The 20,232-nt window shown below is 33.7% G+C and carries 18 protein-coding genes and 3 tRNA genes; 11 read left to right on the top strand and 10 right to left on the bottom strand.

Going from position 1 to position 20,232, the window contains the following annotated elements; all coding sequences use genetic code 11:
* Positions 1-22: 22 nt before the first annotated feature.
* A complete protein-coding gene (locus H1R81_RS23500; protein ID WP_181843190.1) occupies positions 23-970 on the bottom strand; it encodes a PhoH family protein in 948 nt (315 codons plus the stop codon).
* A gap of 268 nt (positions 971-1,238) precedes the next feature.
* Between H1R81_RS23500 and dnaB the strand changes: the two genes are divergently transcribed.
* Both dnaB and H1R81_RS23490 read left to right on the top strand, forming a co-directional pair.
* Positions 1,239-2,852, top strand: a complete 1,614-nt coding sequence (gene dnaB, locus H1R81_RS23495; RefSeq protein ID WP_181843189.1) for a replicative DNA helicase — start codon at positions 1,239-1,241, stop codon at positions 2,850-2,852.
* A gap of 138 nt (positions 2,853-2,990) precedes the next feature.
* Positions 2,991-4,139, top strand: a complete 1,149-nt coding sequence (locus H1R81_RS23490; RefSeq protein WP_181843188.1) for a carboxypeptidase-like regulatory domain-containing protein — start codon at positions 2,991-2,993, stop codon at positions 4,137-4,139.
* Positions 4,140-4,258: 119 nt separating this feature from the next.
* Here H1R81_RS23490 and rlmD read toward each other — a convergent pair whose 3' ends face one another.
* On the bottom strand, positions 4,259-5,671 hold the full coding sequence (gene rlmD, locus H1R81_RS23485; protein WP_181843267.1) for a 23S rRNA (uracil(1939)-C(5))-methyltransferase RlmD: 1,413 nt from the start codon (positions 5,669-5,671) through the stop codon (positions 4,259-4,261).
* A 141-nt stretch (positions 5,672-5,812) separates the two neighbouring features.
* On the opposite strand from rlmD, the gene H1R81_RS23480 reads away from it, so the two are divergent.
* Complete coding sequence (locus H1R81_RS23480) at positions 5,813-8,011, top strand: gliding motility-associated C-terminal domain-containing protein (protein WP_181843187.1); 2,199 nt, start codon at positions 5,813-5,815, stop codon at positions 8,009-8,011.
* Between the two features lie 94 nt (positions 8,012-8,105).
* On the opposite strand, the gene H1R81_RS23475 is transcribed toward H1R81_RS23480, so the two are convergent.
* Positions 8,106-8,846, bottom strand: a complete 741-nt coding sequence (locus tag H1R81_RS23475) for an SH3 domain-containing protein (protein WP_181843186.1) — start codon at positions 8,844-8,846, stop codon at positions 8,106-8,108.
* Between the two features lie 127 nt (positions 8,847-8,973).
* Here H1R81_RS23475 and H1R81_RS23470 point away from each other — a divergent pair.
* Positions 8,974-9,046: transfer RNA gene (locus tag H1R81_RS23470), tRNA-Lys, on the top strand.
* A gap of 51 nt (positions 9,047-9,097) precedes the next feature.
* A tRNA-Lys gene (locus tag H1R81_RS23465) sits at positions 9,098-9,170 on the top strand.
* Between the two features lie 69 nt (positions 9,171-9,239).
* Here the strand turns inward: H1R81_RS23465 and H1R81_RS23460 are convergent.
* The 6 genes from H1R81_RS23460 to H1R81_RS23435 all read right to left on the bottom strand — a co-directional run bounded on the left by H1R81_RS23460 (position 9,240) and on the right by H1R81_RS23435 (position 12,564).
* A complete protein-coding gene (locus H1R81_RS23460; RefSeq protein ID WP_181843185.1) occupies positions 9,240-9,806 on the bottom strand; it encodes a DUF4256 domain-containing protein in 567 nt (188 codons plus the stop codon).
* A 73-nt stretch (positions 9,807-9,879) separates the two neighbouring features.
* Positions 9,880-10,257 carry a DoxX family protein gene (locus tag H1R81_RS23455; protein WP_181843184.1) on the bottom strand — a complete coding sequence of 126 codons (378 nt, stop codon included), beginning with the start codon at positions 10,255-10,257 and terminating at the stop codon, positions 9,880-9,882.
* 67 nt (positions 10,258-10,324) lie between these two features.
* Entirely contained in the window at positions 10,325-10,990 is a 666-nt protein-coding gene (locus H1R81_RS23450; protein ID WP_181843183.1) for a DNA alkylation repair protein, read from the bottom strand.
* 172 nt (positions 10,991-11,162) lie between these two features.
* A complete protein-coding gene (locus H1R81_RS23445) occupies positions 11,163-11,744 on the bottom strand; it encodes a YdeI family protein (protein WP_181843182.1) in 582 nt (193 codons plus the stop codon).
* A gap of 5 nt (positions 11,745-11,749) precedes the next feature.
* Positions 11,750-12,217 carry an SRPBCC domain-containing protein gene (locus tag H1R81_RS23440; RefSeq protein ID WP_181843181.1) on the bottom strand — a complete coding sequence of 156 codons (468 nt, stop codon included), beginning with the start codon at positions 12,215-12,217 and terminating at the stop codon, positions 11,750-11,752.
* Between the two features lie 17 nt (positions 12,218-12,234).
* On the bottom strand, positions 12,235-12,564 hold the full coding sequence (locus tag H1R81_RS23435) for a helix-turn-helix transcriptional regulator (protein ID WP_181843180.1): 330 nt from the start codon (positions 12,562-12,564) through the stop codon (positions 12,235-12,237).
* Between the two features lie 416 nt (positions 12,565-12,980).
* On the opposite strand from H1R81_RS23435, the gene H1R81_RS23430 reads away from it, so the two are divergent.
* The 5 genes from H1R81_RS23430 to menD all read left to right on the top strand — a co-directional run bounded on the left by H1R81_RS23430 (position 12,981) and on the right by menD (position 18,866).
* A tRNA-Leu gene (locus tag H1R81_RS23430) sits at positions 12,981-13,064 on the top strand.
* 332 nt (positions 13,065-13,396) lie between these two features.
* On the top strand, positions 13,397-13,672 hold the full coding sequence (gene rpsO / locus H1R81_RS23425; protein ID WP_181843179.1) for a 30S ribosomal protein S15: 276 nt from the start codon (positions 13,397-13,399) through the stop codon (positions 13,670-13,672).
* A gap of 188 nt (positions 13,673-13,860) precedes the next feature.
* The gene (gene pnp / locus H1R81_RS23420; protein ID WP_181843266.1) at positions 13,861-15,990 is read left to right on the top strand and encodes a polyribonucleotide nucleotidyltransferase; all 2,130 of its coding nucleotides are present in this window, start codon (positions 13,861-13,863) and stop codon (positions 15,988-15,990) included.
* Positions 15,991-16,211: 221 nt separating this feature from the next.
* Complete coding sequence (locus H1R81_RS23415; RefSeq protein ID WP_101725972.1) at positions 16,212-17,075, top strand: RNA polymerase sigma factor RpoD/SigA; 864 nt, start codon at positions 16,212-16,214, stop codon at positions 17,073-17,075.
* 63 nt (positions 17,076-17,138) lie between these two features.
* Positions 17,139-18,866, top strand: coding sequence for a 2-succinyl-5-enolpyruvyl-6-hydroxy-3-cyclohexene-1-carboxylic-acid synthase (gene menD / locus H1R81_RS23410; protein WP_181843178.1), 1,728 nt, complete (start codon positions 17,139-17,141; stop codon positions 18,864-18,866).
* Here menD and H1R81_RS23405 read toward each other — a convergent pair.
* Complete coding sequence (locus H1R81_RS23405) at positions 18,846-19,880, bottom strand: lipopolysaccharide assembly protein LapB (protein ID WP_181843177.1); 1,035 nt, start codon at positions 19,878-19,880, stop codon at positions 18,846-18,848. The genes menD and H1R81_RS23405 overlap by 21 nt on opposite strands.
* A 92-nt stretch (positions 19,881-19,972) precedes the next feature.
* Here H1R81_RS23405 and H1R81_RS23400 point away from each other — a divergent pair, with 92 nt between their 5' ends.
* Entirely contained in the window at positions 19,973-20,215 is a 243-nt protein-coding gene (locus H1R81_RS23400; RefSeq protein WP_181843176.1) for a hypothetical protein, read from the top strand.
* Positions 20,216-20,232: the final 17 nt, after the last annotated feature.

Raw genomic sequence — 20,232 nt, 5'->3', positions numbered from 1 at the left:
GCCTAAGGTTGCTTAGAATGAGTTATTTACTTTCGACTTTTTCGTAGGCATTTAATATATCTCTAACCAATCTGTGGCGCACCACATCTCTACCATCTAATTCAACAAAACCAATTCCACTAATATTCTTTAGAATTTCTAAAGCATCAACCAAGCCAGACTTTTGATTTTTGGGTAAATCAACCTGTGTTTTATCACCAGTAATAATTGTTTTGGATAAGGGACCCATGCGGGTGAGAAACATCTTAATTTGCATAGGTGTTGTATTCTGTGCCTCATCAAGCAAAATAAAAGCATTGTTCAAGGTTCGGCCTCTCATATAAGCCAAAGGCGCAATCTCAATTGTTCTGTTTTCAATATAGAACTTCAGCTTCTCAGCTTGTATCATATCATCAAGTGCGTCATAGATAGGCCTTAAATATGGATCAATTTTTTCTTTTAAATCACCAGGTAAGAAACCCAAGTTTTCACCAGCTTCAACGGCTGGTCTTGTTATGATAATTTTCTTTACTTCTTTATCTTTTAAGGCTTTTACGGCTAAAGCGACGGCAGTATATGTTTTGCCGGTTCCTGCAGGCCCGGTTGCAAAAACAATATCATACTTTTGAGCAGCCTCAATCATTTTTTTCTGATTGGCAGTTTTGGCTCTTACTACTATTCCCCTCGTTCCATAAAGTATAACATCTTCGTCGGTTGTCTCATGATTTGCCGATTCAATGTCCTGTTGGATATAGTTCTTTACCTGTTCATTACTTAACCTTCCATATTTCTGATAATGCTCAAGTAAAGATTCTAATATATCTGAGATTTTGTTTATTTCTGTATTATTTCCTTTAATTAAGATTTGATTTCCTCTCGAAATAATTTTGCTTTGTGGGAAAGCAGCAGCCACTACTTTGATATTACTATTTTCTACTCCGAGAAAATCTATCAATGACACTTCGTCCAATGTGAATACTTTTTCTGTCAAAATCCTGTTAGTTTGATTACTGGTTTATTAGAACTTATTAATAAAATTTTTAAACGTAAGAACCGAAAATTTAGTTTTTACTTTAGGTAATTGAATTTTAATGTCAAAAATCAAAAATTATTCACAAAATCAAATGTTTTTTCCACAAAAAATTAAACAACACAAAGTTAAAGATTGATAATCAATTGTTTACCTTTATATGGTAATAGTTCTTAACAATAGCTTTGTTTTTTGAGAAAGTAATTTTTCTTAACATTGCATTAATATTATGGAACAAAGATACCCAAATAATCAATCAAACAGAAACCAGAACCAAAGAGGATTTGGCAAAAATTTCTTTTTGGAAACAGCTCGTAGTGAGTCAGGTAAACTCCCTCCCCAGGCAATTGAGTTAGAGGAGGCAGTTTTGGGTGCTTTGATGATTGAAAAAGATGCACTAACAACTGTTGTTGATATATTACAACCTGCCAGTTTTTATAAAGAAGCACATCAAAGGATTTATAATGCAATTTTGATTCTTTTTGGTAAATCTGAACCTATTGATCTCCTCACAGTTACCTCTCAGTTAAGAAGCCTTGGAGAGTTAGAATTTATAGGTGGTGCTCAATATCTTGCCCGATTAACAAGTAAAGTTAATTCTGCTGCTAATATAGAATGGCATGCGCGTATAATCTCACAATCAGCTATCAAGAGAGACATGATACGGGTTGCCGGAGATATTCTTCGTGATGCATTTGAAGATACTACAGACGTCTTTAATCTATTAGATAGAACAGAGCAGACATTTTTTGAAATATCAGAAAGAAATATAAGGAAGAGCTATGCTGATGCAAGTTCAATTATGCGAGCCACTATTGAAGAACTTGAAAAAAAGAAAAATAATAAAGATGGTTTAACAGGTGTTGCAAGTGGTTTTACTGAGCTTGACCGCATTACCAGCGGTTGGCAGAATACAGAATTAACAATTATTGCAGCTCGACCTGCTATGGGTAAAACTGCATTTGTTGTATCAGCCATGAGAAATGCCGCAGTAGAATGGAATACACCTGTTGCTATTTTTTCTTTAGAAATGTCTTCAACACAGCTAATGCTTCGTATGATTTCTGCAGAAGCTGAAATAGATAGTGAAAAACTGCGGAAAGGTACATTAGAAAGCCATGAGTGGCAACAATTACACCATAGGATAGACAGATTATCTAAAGCGCCGATTTATATTGATGATACTCCTGCATTATCTGTACTTGAGTTAAGAGCCAAATGCCGTCGATTGAAAGCTCAATTTGATATTGGATTAGTAATTATTGATTATTTGCAGTTGATGACAGCCGAAGTTGGTGGAGGAAAGTCCGGTAATAGAGAGCAGGAGATCGCCACAATTTCTCGTTCATTAAAAAACCTTGCAAAAGAAATTAATGTACCAGTAATCGCACTTTCTCAGTTAAGCCGTGCTGTGGAAACTCGAGGTGGCGACAAGCGACCTCAACTCTCTGATTTACGTGAGTCAGGATCTATCGAGCAAGATGCTGACATGGTAATGTTTTTATATCGCCCAGAATATTATAAGATTACTCAGGATGAAAACGGAAATCCAACAGCAGGTGTTGGAGAAGTAATTATTGCAAAAAACCGAAGCGGTACCGTTGATACAGTTAGATTAAGGTTTATCGGTAAATATACCAAGTTTACTGATTTGGACGGATTCTACACACCGATTCAGGATAATTTTACAGATTTTAATAATCCGAAACCATTCCCAACAACTAATTCATTAGATAGTTTTGAACAAGGGGGGAATCCGCCTTCTACCGGAGGTTCAATGACCTTTGGAAGCAAAGCTAATCAAGCACGTAATCTCGATGAAGAGACCGAATTTCCATTCTAAGACTTTTTGCATTTCTTGTAAAGTCTGACTCTGCATGAATTTATCTTAAGTTTAAATAACATTAAATAGTTATATTTTTTATTATTTAAGGTATAATTTTGTTTAACTTGCTTTGTCATAAATGACAAAAGTAATTTTATGAAGGCAAAATTATCAATTTTATATTTTCTTTTGTGGATATCTGTTTCTGGATTTTCTCAGTCTGGTTTCTGGACAATTAGTGGAATAATTACAGAAGAGAAAAAAAATCCTGCGAAGTCTGCCCATGTTTTTGTAAATAATACTTCAATTGGAATAATTACCAACGAAAACGGTAATTTCCTGATTAATATCCCTAATAAATTTTCTCAGATTGAGTTAATAGTTTTGCTTACCGGGCATAAAACAATTAAACGAAAAGTTAATTTTTCAACTGAAATTCAATTATTTAAATTTCAATTGGAATACGATAATAGTTTAAAGAAAGTTATGGATTCGGATACTTATGGCAAATTTCTGAGAAAAAAAAGGAAATTATTTGAGCAAGCGTTATTAGGTAATTCAAAGTTAGCAAGGCAATGCAAAATACTTAACCTTGAAGCTATAGAATTAGAATATGACAAAGATAATAAGCTAATTGCTACAGCAAATGATCCCATCATAATAGAAAATAGGGCTTTAGGTTATAAAATACTATTTCAGATGGAAAAATTTGAGACTGATGGAATTTCAACCCACGCTTCGGGTCAGAAATTTTTCGAAATAATGGATTCGGTTAATAGTAATCCGAAAAAGAAATGGGAAAAAAATAGAAAAGAAATTTTTTATGATTCTTTCCAGAATTTTTTATTAGCACTTGCTTTAAATAACTTGAATAAAAATAGGTTTGAGGTTTTTAAAATTGATGATTATAAGTCTTTAGACTATAAAAAATCAACACTGGCGAATAAAGTTAAAGATGGGCTATTTACACCAGTTCAAAACTCTGAAATCTTTGAATTTGATAAAGATAGAGAACTGTTTGTTATTCATTCTGAAATGCCGCTTTTAATTTTTTTGAAGAGTAAACCTGACTCAAAGTCTTTCCTCACCGATTATCCTTACCAATATTCAGTTATTTTCTTAACTAAAGGATATAGTAGCTTTTCCTCAAATGGTTTAATCAACCGACCAGCAGATGTTACATTAAAAGGTTATTGGAAATTCAATGGCTTTGCCAATTTATTGCCTGATAATTACTCTGAAGAAGAATTTACAAAAGAATCAAGCGACGAAACTATAATTAATAAAATTAGCAAAAACCAATAGTAAAAGAGAATCGTTCAAAAGCCCAAATAACTGGTTTTATATGATAGTTTCTGTAATTCGATTTGACGAAAACATTAAGCTTTAGAATATATTTGATATAACCTATTATCATTTATATATCAACTCGGCCTTAATTCTAATTTTACTATATTTTCAACGTGATGAGTATGCGGGAACATATCAACCGGTTGAACAATTACAATTTCATATTTATTGCTTAGTATTGATAAATCCCGTGCCTGAGTAGCCGGGTTACAGCTTACATATACAATAGTTTTTGGAGCCACTTCTAAGATAGTGTTAGTTACTGGTTCATCCATTCCGGCGCGAGGAGGATCCGTAATAATCACATCAGGTTTGCCTTTAGTTGCAATAAAATCATGAGTTAGAAATTTCTTCATATCTCCAGCAAAGAATTCTGTATTTGTAATGCCATTTACTTTCGAATTGACTTTAGCATCTTCTACTGCATCCTCAACGTATTCCACACCTATAACTTTTTTTGCTTTTTTTGCAACAAAATTGGCAATGGTTCCAGTACCAGTATATAGATCATATACTAATTCTGTGCCTTTTAAATCGGCATATTCTCTTGTTAGTTTATATAGCTCAAATGCTTGTTCAGAATTTGTCTGATAAAAAGATTTTGGAGCAATCCTAAAAATTAAATCCTCCATTTTTTCTTCAATAAAGGGTTTTCCATGATAAGTATGTACCTCCAGGTCATAAAATGTGTCATTTCTTTTCTGATTAAGTACATAATTTAAAGAGGTGATTTCAGGGAAATTAGTTTTTAAATGTTTTAGAACTGACTCAATTGCATCTTCGTTTTTTTGTGCAAATTGCACCATTACCATTATATCTCCCGTTGAAGATGTTCGAATCATAATATTTCTCAAGAAACCCTGGTGAGCAATATGGTCATAATAAGAATACCCATTCTTATTAGCAAAATCTCGGAGTACAAGCCTTATTTGATTCGATGGGTCTTTTTGTAGAAAACATTTTTCAATAGGCAATACCTTTTCAAAGCGTTTAGGTACATGAAATCCCAAGGCATTCTTATCATGGTCTTCTCCTTTGGTGGCTTCTTCTTTTGTAAACCATCGACTGTTTGAAAAGGTAAATTCTAATTTATTTCGATAAAACCTGATATTTTCGGAACCTAAAATTGGGTTAATTTGAGGAACGTCTAATTTCCCGATTCGATGTAACTGATCGTTTACCTGTTGCCATTTTAGTTCCAACTGCTTTTCGTAAGGAATATGCTGCCATTTACATCCGCCACATACACCAAAATGCTGACAAAAAGGCTCAATGCGTAAAGATGATTTCTCTATTAATTCTAAAACATTTGCCTCAGCATAGTTTTTCTTTCGGTTATTAACCCAAAGTTTTACTTTATCTCCTGGAGAAACGTTGCTCCCTTCAATGAAAATTATTTGACCATTGTGCCTTGCAAAACATTTTCCTTCTGCTGCGAAATTTTCTACTTCAATATTTTCAATGACGAATGTTTTGTTTTTGGCCATTTGTTTGATTGTCTGTTCAGTTAAATTTACCGCAAAAATATTTAACTTAGCTTTAACTTCAAAATTCAACCTTTTGTAGGTAAATTACGTCATAGCATTTGGCGATGCCCAGACTATTAAAAATTACACTACCCAGAGCATATGAAAAAGTATTTCTACATTGTTTTTTTTCTGACAATCACTCTGAAATCATTTGCTACTCACATAGTTGGTGGTGAGATAGAGTTAGTTCAAGTGAAAAATCCGTCTCCTGGAATAACACATGAAGTTACTCTGAATCTTTATTTTGATGCAATTAACGGACGCCCGGCGGCCGAAGATATTTCAATTACTTTAACTTTTATTCGTAAAAGAGATCTGGCACGAATAGGAGAGGCAGTGTGCCAAAGAGTTTATCGTGATTTAATTCAGTATATTGACCCTGCATGCTCAAAAGGGGATTTACAAACACTCTTGATTAAATATAGAGCCAACTTAAATCTTCCTGAAACCACTTTTTCCGATCCGGGGGGGTATGCGATTGTGTGGGAAAGATGCTGTAGAAATACAATTATTACAAATATCAGAAATCCAAGCGCAGTGGGTATGGTGTTTTATACTGAATTTCCTCCTGTTACTATCGCGAATAATTCACCACATTTTAAAGATGTGGTAGCCGACTATCTCTGCATCAATCAGAATTTTGAAATGGATTTTAGTGCTACTGATCCCGATGGAGATAGTCTCACATACGAGTTGATAACACCTTGGATTGGTTACTCAACCTCACAAAACCCCAATCCGGTTAGTATCGGAAGAAGTAGTTATCCTGAGGCTACTTGGGTTGATAGTACATCACTGAATAATGTAATTCCCGGACCAGAACCACTTAGAATAGATCGTTTTACTGGAGTACTTTTTGTTAAACCAGACAAGTTAGGGCTGTATGTTTTTTCTGTAATGGTGAATGAATACAGAAAGGGCATAATGATCGGGCGCGTAAAAAGAGATTTTCAATTAAAAGTAGTTGATTGCAAAATTAATATCCCTCCTCAGGTTATGGTAAAAAGTCAGGGAACAGATTCATTTTTTAAGGAAGGAGAAATTATAACCATCAAAAAAGGAGATAAAAGATGCTTTGATATATTATATTTTGACCCTGACATAAACCAAAAAATTACTATAACTGCAAGAGGAGTAAACTTTGATACAAAAAAAATTAATATTCCTGCTATATCCAATATACTTATTCAAAATTCGGACACTTTGAAAAATTCTTTTTGCTTAGACGATTGTATTATTACCAAAAATAATCAGGCTGCTGAATTTATTTTAAGTATTTATGACAACGGATGTCCGGTACCTCAAATAAGAAATTTTAGGATGAGAGTTAATTTTGAGGATGTTGATAATAATCGCCCGGTAATCACTACCTCACTTGTTGATTTACCAACTGTAATGTTTGGAGATACTTTAGAGTTTACAGTATTTGGGGACGACGAGGATAAGGATACACTTTCATTGGCGGGTTCTGGTAGAAGTTTTTCATTAGGAGCTCTTGGGTTTACATTTCCTTCGCAAAACGGAATAGGGCGCGTAAAATCAGTATTAAGGTTTATTCCAAATTGTGAGGCAGTAAAGCAAAAGCAGGTAATTTTAGATTTTGTTGCAAGAGATTTTAGATGTGGTGTTAGTAATCAAACTACCTATGCAGTACCAGTTGTTGTACAGTCAATCCCGAATAATTCTCCAATTATATCCACAGACTTATCCGATAATGCTATTGAGGTTATACTTTCTCCGACAAGTATCTCAGAAGTAAAATTTGAAGTTGAGGGTTTAGATATTGATGAAGATGTGATTAACTTAATAGCGTCAGCTGACGGGTTTGATTTTAAGAGTGCTGCCATGAATTTTGATGCTAAGGAAGGAATTGGTAAAGTAAAAAGTATTTTTACATGGTTGCCAAACTGTGCTCTTTTAGAGGGGAAAGATTCTAAAGAATTTTTAATTAAGTTCTTTGCGCAAGATAAGGCCTGTGATCAGAAACAGGATACAGTGGGTGTCAGATTAGTACTCAAAAATAATCTCTCAGCTGAAAATCCATTACAACCTTTTAATACTTTTACACCTAATGACGATGGATTTAATGATTATTTTAATCTTGGGGCAATTCCGGAAGATAATTGTAATAGACAGTTTGTAAAATTTGAGATTTTTAACAGATATGGGAAATTGATTTACACTACCCCAGACAGGAACTTCAGATGGAGCGGAGATAAAGAACCGACTGGCGATTACTTTTATTTATTACATTTCTCTGATGAGATTTTCAAAGGCATAGTACATTTAATCCGTTAAAAGAAAGAGGTTTCAAGTGCATATTAACTTAATCTTTTTCGGCTCAAAAAGAATTTTCTTGAGCCGAAAAAAATGTTTTAATTTGCTTCCATTCTTAATGTATTAATAAAATATCGCTTTGCTTTACATAACAGAACTTACCGTCCCACAAGACCTGATACCAGATATCTTCTGAATTAATAACGTTCAAACGATGCCCCTCGCTAATAGTACCTACAATGTGTGACCCTGCAGACGGATAATCCCTCAAGTACACGTGCTCATTTTTGATAATTACAGTCCGATAGTTATTTGGAAGATTAATTAGCACAGATAAAAATATCAGATATATCAAAAATATTACTTTATGATGAGTAGGTGTGAACTGATTATTTGATCTTTTAATAATAAAAATTGTAAAGACATATATTCCTACTAATAAAAAACCTATCCATACATAAATTGAATATTGTCTGAAATAATAGAGAAAATAATTCAAATCATTTTTTTCATATCCACTATATCCGTTTTCTGTAGCAATTGTATAAATCTTTTCAAATACGCGCTCGTCGGCAAATCGAAAAGAATATAAATTAAGATAATATAATTCCTTTACAAAATCTCCTTTATTCTCATAAACGTAAGCAAGTTTAAGATATATCTTGGGATTAAAGTTTACCGATGAAATTAGAATTTTTTCATAAGTCTCGGCTGCCTCATCAAATTTTTTTTGATTAAATAAAGAATCTGCTGTTAAATATAATTTTCTTTGAGCTTGACTATCAATGGTTTGTATTAGAAAGAAAAATAGTAGAAAAAGTTTTTTCAGAAATTTCAGAAAGTATGTTTGCATCATAATACCAAAAAGTGTAATTTTGCACCGCGATTCAGGAAAGGGGCTAAGACCTCAAAAGTGATAGAGAAAGCAAAAGTAATAAAAATTTATTTTTCTTCCATTTCTTCATCCCGATTTAGCACCAAAAGATTCCGTAGCTCAGCTGGTAGAGCAATACACTTTTAATGTATGGGTCCTGGGTTCGAGTCCCAGCGGGATCACAAAACGTATAACAACCTTTATTCTTCTTTTAGAGTAGATAATGAAAAGAAGATTCCGTAGCTCAGCTGGTAGAGCAATACACTTTTAATGTATGGGTCCTGGGTTCGAGTCCCAGCGGGATCACAAGCTTTTAAGACCTTCAAATCTTGCTTTGAAGGTCTTTTTTATGAGCCTTAAGCGTCAATTTCAGATTCATACACGTAATATACCTCTGAAGCCTCTTGCCGCATAATAAGAATCCGCTCCGTTATGATATACAAATACTTGATTATACCTCCTATCGCAGAAAATTGCACCACCAAGCTTTCGGATTTCAACAGGTGTTTGCACCCAGCTTGAGGTTTTCAAGTCAAAATTACCTATTTTCTGTAGTTCTTTGTACTCAGCTTCTGATAAAATCTCAATACCCATTTCACTTGCCATATTTATGGCACTATCGGCTGGCTTATGCTCTTTTCGAGCTTCTAATGCTTCATGGTCATAGCATATACTCCTTCGACCTTTAGGACTTTCGGGAGAGCAGTCACAGAAAATGTATTCATCTGATTTGTCATCATATCGAATTACATCGGGCTCACCACCTGTCATTTCCATTTCATTGAGCGCCCATATCTTTTCAGGATTGGATTCAATCTTTGTTTGTATTTTATCCCATTCGAGGTCTTTATGACGATATATGTTTTTCTCAAAACGAGTTTTTAAGGTTTTGAATAGGTCTGTCTGTTCTTGAGGGGGTAACTCTATCTTATTTTTGTTCATAGTTTTATATTATTCGATTTATTTGTGGATTAATAATATCAGACAATTATCGATTTAATATTACTAATTCTATTTAAGCCGGAATTAATCTTCTTTCTAAAGGTCTGAAATACCATGAAACTATGGTCAATACTATCAATAAAACAGGCCCGAATATTTCTTTAATATTATCACCTACAACTATATGTGAAATCACAGCGCCAGACATAGCAATGAAAAAGCCGGCATAAGCCCACTCTTTTATTAACGGAAATTTAGGAATAAGTACTGCTGTAACTCCGAGCATTTTCCAGACACCGATAATGGTCAGGAAATAAAGAGGATAGCCTAAATGCATCATCATTTCTACCTCTTCTTTCATATGAATTAATTGGACGATCCCAGTTGAGACCATTCCCAACGATAGCCAGACGGTAGCTATCCAATAAATAATTTTGTTACGTTTTGTCATGTTATTATGTTTGATTTGGACCAGATTTTAATTTTCCGTTTTAAAAAAAAAGCCTATTAAATCTACTTTATGCCTGTCTTCGAACCATTTCATTAACCCAAATGGGTACAAAAGGCGAAGTACAACCCTTTGACACTGGATAGTCCTTATAAACACCTAATTTCTCTCCGATATCAATTGCCCTCTGGCGATATTGAGAAAAGTTGATTCCAATATTTCCCAGGGTAAAATTCATAGTCCATTGTACTTCTGGTGCTGCTTCTTTCATTTCCTTCTCAATTCTATCAAGTAGAGCCGGAATATCAAGTACATCCGGATTTCTGATTACACACCCACTCGTTAGGCTCCAACCTGCTCGGGCGCACATTACTTCCTTTGAATCCATCCATTCCTTTCTTAATGTTTCATTATCAGGATAGATTTTTATTACATAAGAATAAAGCCAATCAGCTACTTGAACAAACTTTTCAGATTTTACCATTTCATTGATAATTTCGTTTGTCAATTTCTTAGGATTAATAATTAATGTTGCCAGGAGCCGGGCATCAATTATCCCAGTATCCCAAAGTTCCAAAGCTAACTGATTGTTGATCTTTATTTTTTTTGCTATTGGTCGGATGTCTCCCAGCTTTACACCAAATTGATTAGTACGAGCACCACGTTTAATATTCTGTTTACGCATCTCTTCGCATCCTAATGACTTGAGCTTTTCAAGAGTTTCTGACAAGGTCATAGTTTGTATGATATCTAAATTGATTTTAAATTCTTATTGTATAAATCAAAACTTCAATTTTAACTTTGAACAGATAAAGTTTTGCCCTACTAAATTACATTCAAATATTAAACAAAGTGTTGTGAAGAAGGAAAATAAATTCTAATACTTAATGATTAAGTTGATACATTAATTAATCATCCAGACCTTTGCCATTTAGAATTTTTTCTAAATATTTTTCTACCCTTTTTTCTCTGGTTGTTGATTGTTTAGCTTGAGAAAAATAAAAGATATATCCTCGTTGTCTACCAGGGCTTAGTGCTTCAAATGCAGTTTTTAGAGCAGGATTTTGATCTAATTTCTTCTGAAACTCGATAGGAAAGTTAAACTCTTCGGTCTTTTTTAATTTTACTTTTAAACCTGCTTTTTCTACTTCAATAGCCTCAAAAATATAAGCTTTTAAAACAGATTTCAATTCAAGTATTTTGGTAATGCTTGTAAACCGAATCTGACGTGCTGCCTGCACATTTTGAGTTTGTTGAATTAAAATACCATTTGCATCCTTAAGCAAGGCCCCCTTAAAAAATAGAAGCGCGCAATAGTCTTTAAAACCATGAATAAGCACAATATTGGCTTTATCATATACATAGCAAGGCTCGCCCCACTTTAATTCTTCATTTAAACCACAATCAAGTACGATTCTGCGCAAAGCCTCAAATTCTTTTTTCCAATTGGAGTCTTTATTAAAGTAAAAATCAACTTTAGGATTTGTCATTATCTTTATTTTAAACGGCTAACAACGGTTTGTAATCGATTGTGTGCCATATTAATTCCTTGAACAAATGGTAACTTCAGCACCTGGTCTCTGATTGTAGCAGACTTATAGATTATGTGTATTATTAGCCTACTTGAATCATCGGTTAATTTTTCAAACTCCAGAAACTCAAGCTGTGCGTCAAATGAAGCATTGTCCATTTCAAATGTTCGTGTTATTTTCTGATTTGGCATAAATTCATGAATTACACCATGCATGCCAAATACTATATTTATTTGAGAGTTAGTTGTCTCAAAATGCCAGCTGCCATGCTTCTTGTTTTCAAGTTTCAGCACTTTCGTTCCCATCCATTGTTCAATAATTTCGGGATCTTCATAAGCTTTAAAAAGTAATTCAATAGGTAAATCAAATTCTCTTGTTATGAATAACTCTTGTTTGCCTTCCTCTACGTGAACCTTTGTTTTTCTTTCCATATCTTCTGTTTTATTTGTTAGCAGTTAGTTTTAGTCTGATAGTTTTTCATGATAGATTCTAATTTATTAAACCTATCATCCCATACCTTACTAAATGGTTCAATAAAATCTGCTACTTCCTTCATTTTTATTGCGTTTATTTTATAATAAATTTCTCTGCCGTTTTGGTTCGGCTCAAGTAAATCACACTCAATAAGTATTTGTAAGTGCCTTGAAACAGTTGGTCTTGCTGTGTCAAAATTTGATGCAATTGCACCGGCAGTCATTGACTGCGAAGCTACCAAAAGCAAAATTGCTCTCCTGGTTGGGTCTGCTATAGCCTGAAAAACGTCTCTTCTTAAATTCATTATGTAGTTATTTGACTACAAATATATATGTAGTTATTTAGCTACGCAAATTTTTATTAAATCTTAAAAAAAATTACGGTTTGATATAATTTGAAAAAATATCCTGGAATTATTTATTGTGCTTTGATCATTTTATTTATAACCCATTCTCGATATTTTTATAATTTTTCTGATATGTAGGAATCTTTAAAACTGAGTTCTGATAAATACTTTTTTTAGAGTAAGTGAATTAAGGAGGAAAAATTCAATTAAATTCAGTATGGTTTTAATCGGTAATTGAAAATTTGCAGATTTCAAAAAGCTATTAGCAGAAGTAAAAAAATTGCCTATATTAAATCAATTAATTGTTTCGCCTGTAATTAAAAAGTCTAATATTTGGATTAATCTTACTCCTTATGTAGTTTTGCATACCCAAAGGCGATGTGGTGGAATTGGTAGACACGCTACTTTGAGGGGGTAGTGGGCGTTAGCCTGTGCGAGTTCGAATCTCGCCATCGTCACGTTTAAAATTTAAGTTTAAGTTGAACATTTGTTATTAGATACCTGTTTGTCAATGACTTACAGGTATTTTTTTGCTAAAGACTTTATTATTGATATTAACGATTTATAATTATTTTAAGTCAAGTCTTGAAATTTCTCGAATTAATACTTTAAAATTTAGGATAAAAGAAAGAATTCCAATCGATTTCAAAAGTAATTCTTAGTTGAAATAGAAAGCATTTTTCTGTTTGAAGTTATGTTTGTTTATTTTTCTGTATTTTCACTCTTTTTTGAAAATAAAGTATTATCTTTGTAGTTGTTTAAGTATTAATTAAATCTAAGTTAACATCAAATGTATTTAACTACGGAGAAGAAGGAAGAAATCTTTGAAGGCAAAGGTTTCCAAAAAAAAGCAACTGATACAGGTTCGGCAGAATCTCAGATTGCATTATTTACTTATCGTATCGCTCATCTTACAGAGCACCTCAAAAGTCACAAACACGATTATTCATCAAGAGCAGGTTTGTTAAAACTGGTTGGTAAACGTCGTCGTTTGCTTGATTATTTGTATAAGAAAGATATTGCACGCTATAGAGCAATTATTGCTGACTTAGGCATTCGTAAGTAATTTTTTATTTGACAATCAGAGAATGATATTTCGTTCTCTGATTGTCTTTAAGGCAGAACTACCAAACAATTCATATTTTCAGGACTTTGAAAGTTGTTTTCTCAAGGTCATTGAATTATCCCCGCGGAATTCGGATAAAAAATCGCCACGTTAAAAGCGGACACGTGGTTTTAATACTTAAACGAAAAATGTTTAACATTCACTCAAAGACCATCGAAATGCCTGATGGCAAAGTGATTAGCCTTGAATCAGGAAAATTAGCCAGACAAGCCGATGGTTCTGTTGTATTGAGATCAGGAAATGCCATGTTATTGGCCACTGTAGTGGCTGCTAAAGAACATAAGGAAGGTATTGATTTCCTACCCCTCTCTGTTGACTATCAAGAGAAATTTGGTTCTGCAGGCAAAATTCCAGGAAGTTTCCAACGTCGTGAAGGGCGCCTATCAGATAATGAAATTCTTATCAGCCGATTAATTGACCGTGCTTTAAGACCCATCTTTCCAGAAAATTATCATGCAGAAGTACAGGTCAATGTAATTTTGATTTCTGCTGATCCTCAGATTCAACCTGATGCATTAGCTGCTTTAGCTGCTGCAGGAGCATTAGCTGCGTCCGATATTCCATTCAACGGTCCGATTTCGGAAGTTCGAGTGTCAAAAGTTGATGGATCATATATTATCAACCCGACTTCTAACGAAATTGCCAAAGCAAGTATCGATTTAATCGTTGCTGGTACAGCTGAAAATATTATAATGGTTGAAGGTGAGGCTGAACAATGTTCGGAAGATGAAATGATTGCAGCTTTGCGTGAAGCACATGCAGCAATAAAAATTCAGGTCGCAGCATTAAAAGAATTTGAAACCGAATTAGGGAAAACTGAAAAAAGAGAGTATAATCATGAAGTACATGACGAAGAATTAAGAGAACGTATGTACAAAGAGTTATACGATAAAGTATATGCTGTTTGCCAATTAGGAAGTAATCAGAAAGAAGTAAGAAAACAAGGATTCAGTGAAATTTTAGACGAGTTTTTAGCTACTTTTTCAGAAGAGGAATTGGCTGAGAAAAAAGGTTTTGCAAAAACTTATTTCGGTGATATACAATATTATGCTTCAAGAAATTTAGTTTTAGATGAGCGCAAAAGACTTGATGGCCGCAAATTAGACGAGATCAGACCGATAGTTTGTGAAGTTGATTATTTGCCTTCAGCACACGGAGCTGCTCTATTTACTCGTGGTGAGACGCAATCTTTGACCACAGCAACTTTAGGCACCAAGCTTGATGAAATGATAGTCGATCAGGTAATGACCTCTGGTTATAGCAAATTCTTTTTGCACTATAATTTCCCTGGATTTTCAACTGGTGAAGTAAAACCTAATAGAGGTCCAGGTAGACGTGAGATTGGACATGGAAACTTGGCCATGCGATCTTTAAAGAAAATTCTTCCACCTGATTCAGAAAATCCATATACCATTCGTGTGGTCTCAGATATATTAGAATCCAACGGCTCATCTTCTATGGCTACTGTTTGTGCAGGATGTTTAGCTCTTATGGATGCCGGGGTGCCAATTAAAGCTCCCATATCAGGAATCGCAATGGGGCTGATAACTAATAATGAAACTGGTAAATGGGCTGTTTTATCTGATATTTTAGGTGATGAAGACCATTTAGGTGATATGGATTTCAAAGTAACCGGAACTGAAGCCGGAATTACTGCCTGCCAAATGGATATAAAAATTGGTGGACTTTCTTTTGAAGTATTAGAACAAGCTTTAATGCAGGCAAAGCAAGGCCGTATTCATATTTTAGGTAAAATGAAAGAGGCAATTGAAGCACCAAGACCTGACTTGAAACCACATACACCAAGAGCATTTACGATTGTAATTGAAAAGGAGTTTATTGGTGCAGTGATTGGCCCTGGTGGTAAAATAGTACAAGAGATTCAGCGAGAATCTGGTGCAACTATTACTATTGAAGAAAAAGATGGTAAGGGTTATGTTTCTATTTTCTCTTCAAATGGCGAAAGTATGGAAAAAGCCAAGAAGAGAGTTTATGGCATAGTTGCTCAACCAGAAGTTGGTGCGGTTTACGATGCTAAAGTAAAATCAATCCAGCCTTTTGGTGCTTTTGTTGAGTTTTTACCTGGTAAAGAAGGTTTATTGCATATTTCTGAGATCTCTTGGGAGCGCCTTCCAAGTATGGATGGTGTATTAGAAATAGGAGAGGAGCTACAAGTAAAATTACTTGAAGTAGATCCTAAAACAGGCAAGTTCAGACTTTCAAGAAAAGTACTTTTACCAAGACCGCCTAAGCAATAATTTCTTAGATAGTCATTTCTATGAATTGTAAAATTAAACATGGACAATTAATTGAGTCAATCGGGTAGAACCGTTAACAAAAATTAATTGTTCATTATAATAAGGAAACTATAGATTTTTTACGTTAATAAAGAAATTGGTTTTTGGCGTTTTATTGATTACCTTTAAAAGAATGATTAGGCATCGTAAAACTCTTTAACAAAACTGTTCACTGACTTAATATGCGACAGCTAAAAATTAGTAAGCAAATCACCAATCGGGAGAGTCAATCTCTTGATAAATATTTACAAGAAATTGGAAAGGTTGATTTGTTAACGCCAGATGAGGAGGTTATACTTGCTCAGAAAATCCGTGACGGAGACCAGCTTTCATTAGAACGCTTAACAAAAGCAAACTTGCGTTTCGTGGTCTCTGTTGCAAAGCAATATCAGAATCAAGGTCTTTCTTTAGGCGACCTTATCAATGAAGGAAACTTAGGTTTAATTAAAGCAGCTCAAAGATTTGATGAAACCCGTGGTTTCAAATTTATCTCTTATGCCGTTTGGTGGATTCGGCAATCCATACTTCAAGCCTTAGCAGAACAATCTCGTATCGTACGTTTACCTTTAAACCGTGTAGGTTCTCTTAATAAGATTTCAAAGACTTTCTCTGACTTAGAACAAAAATTTGAAAGAGAACCATCTCCAGAAGAGTTGGCAGAGGTGTTGGAAATTACTGCTGCCGAGGTAATTGACACATTGAAAATTTCTGGGCGCCATGTCTCTGTTGATGCACCTTTTGTACAAGGTGAAGAAAATAGTTTGTTAGATGTTTTAGAAAATGATAGTGAAGAAAAACCTGATCAAGGGTTAATCAATGACTCACTTCGCAGAGAAGTTATGAGAGCGCTATCAACTCTTACTCAACGTGAAGCAGAAGTGATTACTTATTACTTTGGCTTGAATGGCGAACAAGCAATGACTCTGGAAGAAATTGGTGAGAAATTTAACTTAACAAGGGAGCGTGTACGTCAGATTAAAGAAAAAGCAATTCGTCGTCTACGTCAGACTTCAAGAAGTAAAGCTTTAAAAGCTTATTTAGGTTAAAATTTTATAATGACAAAATAAATTTAAAAGGTACGAATTTCGTGCCTTTTTTTGTACACTCAAATGGCTATATTACAACCTATTCTTAATATTGCTGAAATATGCGCCAGGAAAAATGTTAAAACCGCAATTCTTTGTCCTGGATCGAGAAGTGCAGCAATTACAATCTCAATGGCTCGGCATCCTGATATTAAAACCTATAGTATCAGTGATGAACGTTCAGCAGGATTTATCGGATTAGGGATCGCTCAAATGACTGACGAAACTGTTTCATTAGTATGTACATCAGGAACAGCTGCATATAATTTAGCACCAGCTGTGGCTGAAGCTTTTTTTCAGGAAATTCCTTTATTAGTTTTAACAGCTGACCGACCTCCGGAATGGATTAATCAGTATGATGGACAGACAATTTACCAGGAAAATATTTTCGGTAAGCATGTTAAGCAGAGCTATACTCTGCCATCAGATTATAAACATAATGATTCTGTCTGGCAAATAGAAAGAATTATCAACGAAGCAATAAATCTTACTCAGGCATTTCCAAAAGGTCCTGTCCATATTAATATTCCAATTCGTGAGCCATTTTATCCACTTGCGCATGAGGAGATAAAATTTGAAAATAGGGTTCGGATCATTGAAAGCGTTTTTACTTCAAAAAGAGTATCTAATCTTTTTTTTGAAGGATTCTATGAAATCTGGCGAGGTTGTGAAAAAAAACTTATTATCGTTGGGCAACAACAAAATAATAAGCTATCTGAAATATTGAGAAATATTTCAGATGAGTTTAATGTCCCTGTATTGAGTGATATTATTTCAAACGTTAATTTCATAAACGTTATTTCAGCTCATGATATTTTCCTTTCATCAAAGAATGAGACTTTTTTAGAGACCATGAGTCCAGATTTAATTATTACTTGTGGTAAATCCATTATATCTAAAAATTTAAAACAATTTATTCGTAATTATAAACCCAATTATCACTTTCACATACAGGAAAATCCTGAATTAATAGACCCATTTCAGACTTTAACACATAAAATAGAAGTTTCAGACCAGTATTTCTTTGAGACATTATTTAGTGATTTAGATATAATGAACTTTAAAGAAGGTGATAATGAAGATGATAATAGCGAATATTTTAGATTATGGCAAGACGCAAATCATAGAACTCGATTAAAATTGTCTAATTTTTTATTAAATCCGTCTTATTCTGAATTTAAAACTGTCAAAAAACTAATAGAAAAACTGCCTGAGAATTCGATATTTCATCTTGGTAATAGTATGCCAGTCAGATATGCAAATCTCATAGGATTGTCAGATGACCAAAATATTCAGGTTTTTGCTAATAGAGGGACCAGTGGTATAGATGGGATTTTAAGCTCTGCTGTCGGAAATGCGCTATCAACTACTCAGTTAGTAATTTGCTTAATTGGTGATGTTTCTTTTTTTTATGATAGAAACGCGTTTTGGAATGTTTATTTGCCGGCTAATCTGAGAATCGTTTTGTTGAATAATCATGGTGGAAATATTTTCAGAATAATTGATGGGCCAAACAAGCAAATTGAGTTAAATGATTACTTCGTTACGGAACAGAGGTTTAATGCAAAAAACACCTGTAATGATGCAGGTATAGAATATGCCCTGGCAACAAATAACGAAGAAATAGAAAAAGTGCTTGTTCATTTTTTCAAAATAAGTTCTAAAGCCAAGCTTTTAGAAATTATTGTTGATGGCGAAATCAGCGCAGAAGTTTTCAGAGATTATAAAAAGCTATTTGCAGACTTCTCTTAATTTTTTTATTGAATTTTCCTCTTTCAGTTGTGATCCAATTTCCCAGTAATGACAAGCTTTCAGTTTATTGCCAGTAGAAAAGTAGGCTTCACCCAAATAATAGTTTAGTAATTCGACATCTGGATTAAGTTTGTCAGCCTTTTCCAGAAGTATAATCGCCTGTTTAGGGTTTTTCTTTAACATTTCATATACTCCGAGGTTTCTGATTGCCCACGCATTACTATTATTTTCTTCCAATGTTTTATTTATTAGTTTTTTACCTTCAGTTAAATTCCCTGTATTGAGCAGATAAAATCCTTTATTATTTTCGTAAACGAGATTTTTGTGTAGTTCGATAGCTCTGTCTACTAATTCAATTGCTTTCTGAAAATTACCTCCATATGCATAAACCAGACTCAAGTTATTTAAAGCAAAATGTTGCTTCGGATTTATCGATATAGCTTTTTCAAAGTTTACTTTTGCTTGTTGGTATTCCTTTAATTGATATTGTAAAAAACCGAGATTTGTAAGAGCTTTATCGTTTCGTTGATTGAGAGATAAAGACTTTTGCAAAACCTGATTTGCTTCAGAAAAATTATTCTTTTGTAAATAAATATTGCTCAATGTAACAAAATAGAATGACGAGTCTTGATATTTCTTTTCAATAGATTTTAATAAATGAAGAGATTCATCAAGTCTCGAAGTAATTGAAAGTGCATCGCCTAAATTGTACTTTGCTAAGACAAAATCATTATCTAATGAAACTGCTTTCTCAAAATCTTCAATGGCTTTATCGGTATCACCTAAAGCTAATCTGGCAGATCCACGATTATTATAGGCGTCGGCAAATGATGGAGTTTTTTGAATAGCTTCTGAGAAGTACTGAACAGCTTTTTCATAGTCACCTTTTTTATAAGCTACATTACCTTGAACAAAAAATAACTCGGAATCTTTTTTTTCTCTTTTGCAAGAAACCAAAAGTAAAAAAATGATAAATGTAATAAATTTAATAAAAGTATTATATGTATAATTCATTCTTTTTGTTTAATATGTTTTTATTGATTTGTTTTTTGAATCGACAAATCTTGTGTAAAATTGTATCAGAAATCGCAAACTTCAAAATAACAATGAAATTTATAAAAGAAATACCCAACACCTACTGCAAAGCTTCACTTTATGCCTGGAACAATAAATTTATCATAAAGTTTGAGGCTGGTATGTATGAGCAGACTTATAAAGTGAATGAATATGATGTTTCGGGAGAAGATGAAATTGAGGAAATGCTTGGTGACAGCTTTATGGAAAAAGTAATGAAGCGCTTTAAAGAAATGTCAGAAGATTTCGATTTAATTTTAGATTCGGTTGATTAAAATTAACAATAGCCGCA

The organism is Emticicia sp. BO119, from assembly GCF_013912375.1.
Taxonomy (GTDB): Bacteria; Bacteroidota; Bacteroidia; order Cytophagales; family Spirosomataceae; genus Emticicia.
This window is presented reverse-complemented; position numbering and strand designations above follow the sequence as displayed.

Excerpts from the sequence above, each read along its gene's own strand:
- dnaB (WP_181843189.1), top strand. The coding sequence starts at position 1,239 with ATGGAACAAAGATACCCAAATAATCAATCAAACAGAAACCAGAACCAA.
- H1R81_RS23490 (WP_181843188.1), top strand. The coding sequence starts at position 2,991 with ATGAAGGCAAAATTATCAATTTTATATTTTCTTTTGTGGATATCTGTT.
- rlmD (WP_181843267.1), bottom strand. The coding sequence starts at position 5,671 with ATGGCCAAAAACAAAACATTCGTCATTGAAAATATTGAAGTAGAAAAT.
- H1R81_RS23480 (WP_181843187.1), top strand. The coding sequence starts at position 5,813 with ATGAAAAAGTATTTCTACATTGTTTTTTTTCTGACAATCACTCTGAAA.
- H1R81_RS23475 (WP_181843186.1), bottom strand. The coding sequence starts at position 8,846 with ATGATGCAAACATACTTTCTGAAATTTCTGAAAAAACTTTTTCTACTA.
- H1R81_RS23460 (WP_181843185.1), bottom strand. The coding sequence starts at position 9,806 with ATGAACAAAAATAAGATAGAGTTACCCCCTCAAGAACAGACAGACCTA.
- H1R81_RS23455 (WP_181843184.1), bottom strand. The coding sequence starts at position 10,257 with ATGACAAAACGTAACAAAATTATTTATTGGATAGCTACCGTCTGGCTA.
- H1R81_RS23450 (WP_181843183.1), bottom strand. The coding sequence starts at position 10,990 with ATGACCTTGTCAGAAACTCTTGAAAAGCTCAAGTCATTAGGATGCGAA.
- H1R81_RS23445 (WP_181843182.1), bottom strand. The coding sequence starts at position 11,744 with ATGACAAATCCTAAAGTTGATTTTTACTTTAATAAAGACTCCAATTGG.
- H1R81_RS23440 (WP_181843181.1), bottom strand. The coding sequence starts at position 12,217 with ATGGAAAGAAAAACAAAGGTTCACGTAGAGGAAGGCAAACAAGAGTTA.
- H1R81_RS23435 (WP_181843180.1), bottom strand. The coding sequence starts at position 12,564 with ATGAATTTAAGAAGAGACGTTTTTCAGGCTATAGCAGACCCAACCAGG.
- rpsO (WP_181843179.1), top strand. The coding sequence starts at position 13,397 with ATGTATTTAACTACGGAGAAGAAGGAAGAAATCTTTGAAGGCAAAGGT.
- pnp (WP_181843266.1), top strand. The coding sequence starts at position 13,861 with ATGTTTAACATTCACTCAAAGACCATCGAAATGCCTGATGGCAAAGTG.
- H1R81_RS23415 (WP_101725972.1), top strand. The coding sequence starts at position 16,212 with ATGCGACAGCTAAAAATTAGTAAGCAAATCACCAATCGGGAGAGTCAA.
- menD (WP_181843178.1), top strand. The coding sequence starts at position 17,139 with ATGGCTATATTACAACCTATTCTTAATATTGCTGAAATATGCGCCAGG.
- H1R81_RS23405 (WP_181843177.1), bottom strand. The coding sequence starts at position 19,880 with ATGAATTATACATATAATACTTTTATTAAATTTATTACATTTATCATT.
- H1R81_RS23400 (WP_181843176.1), top strand. The coding sequence starts at position 19,973 with ATGAAATTTATAAAAGAAATACCCAACACCTACTGCAAAGCTTCACTT.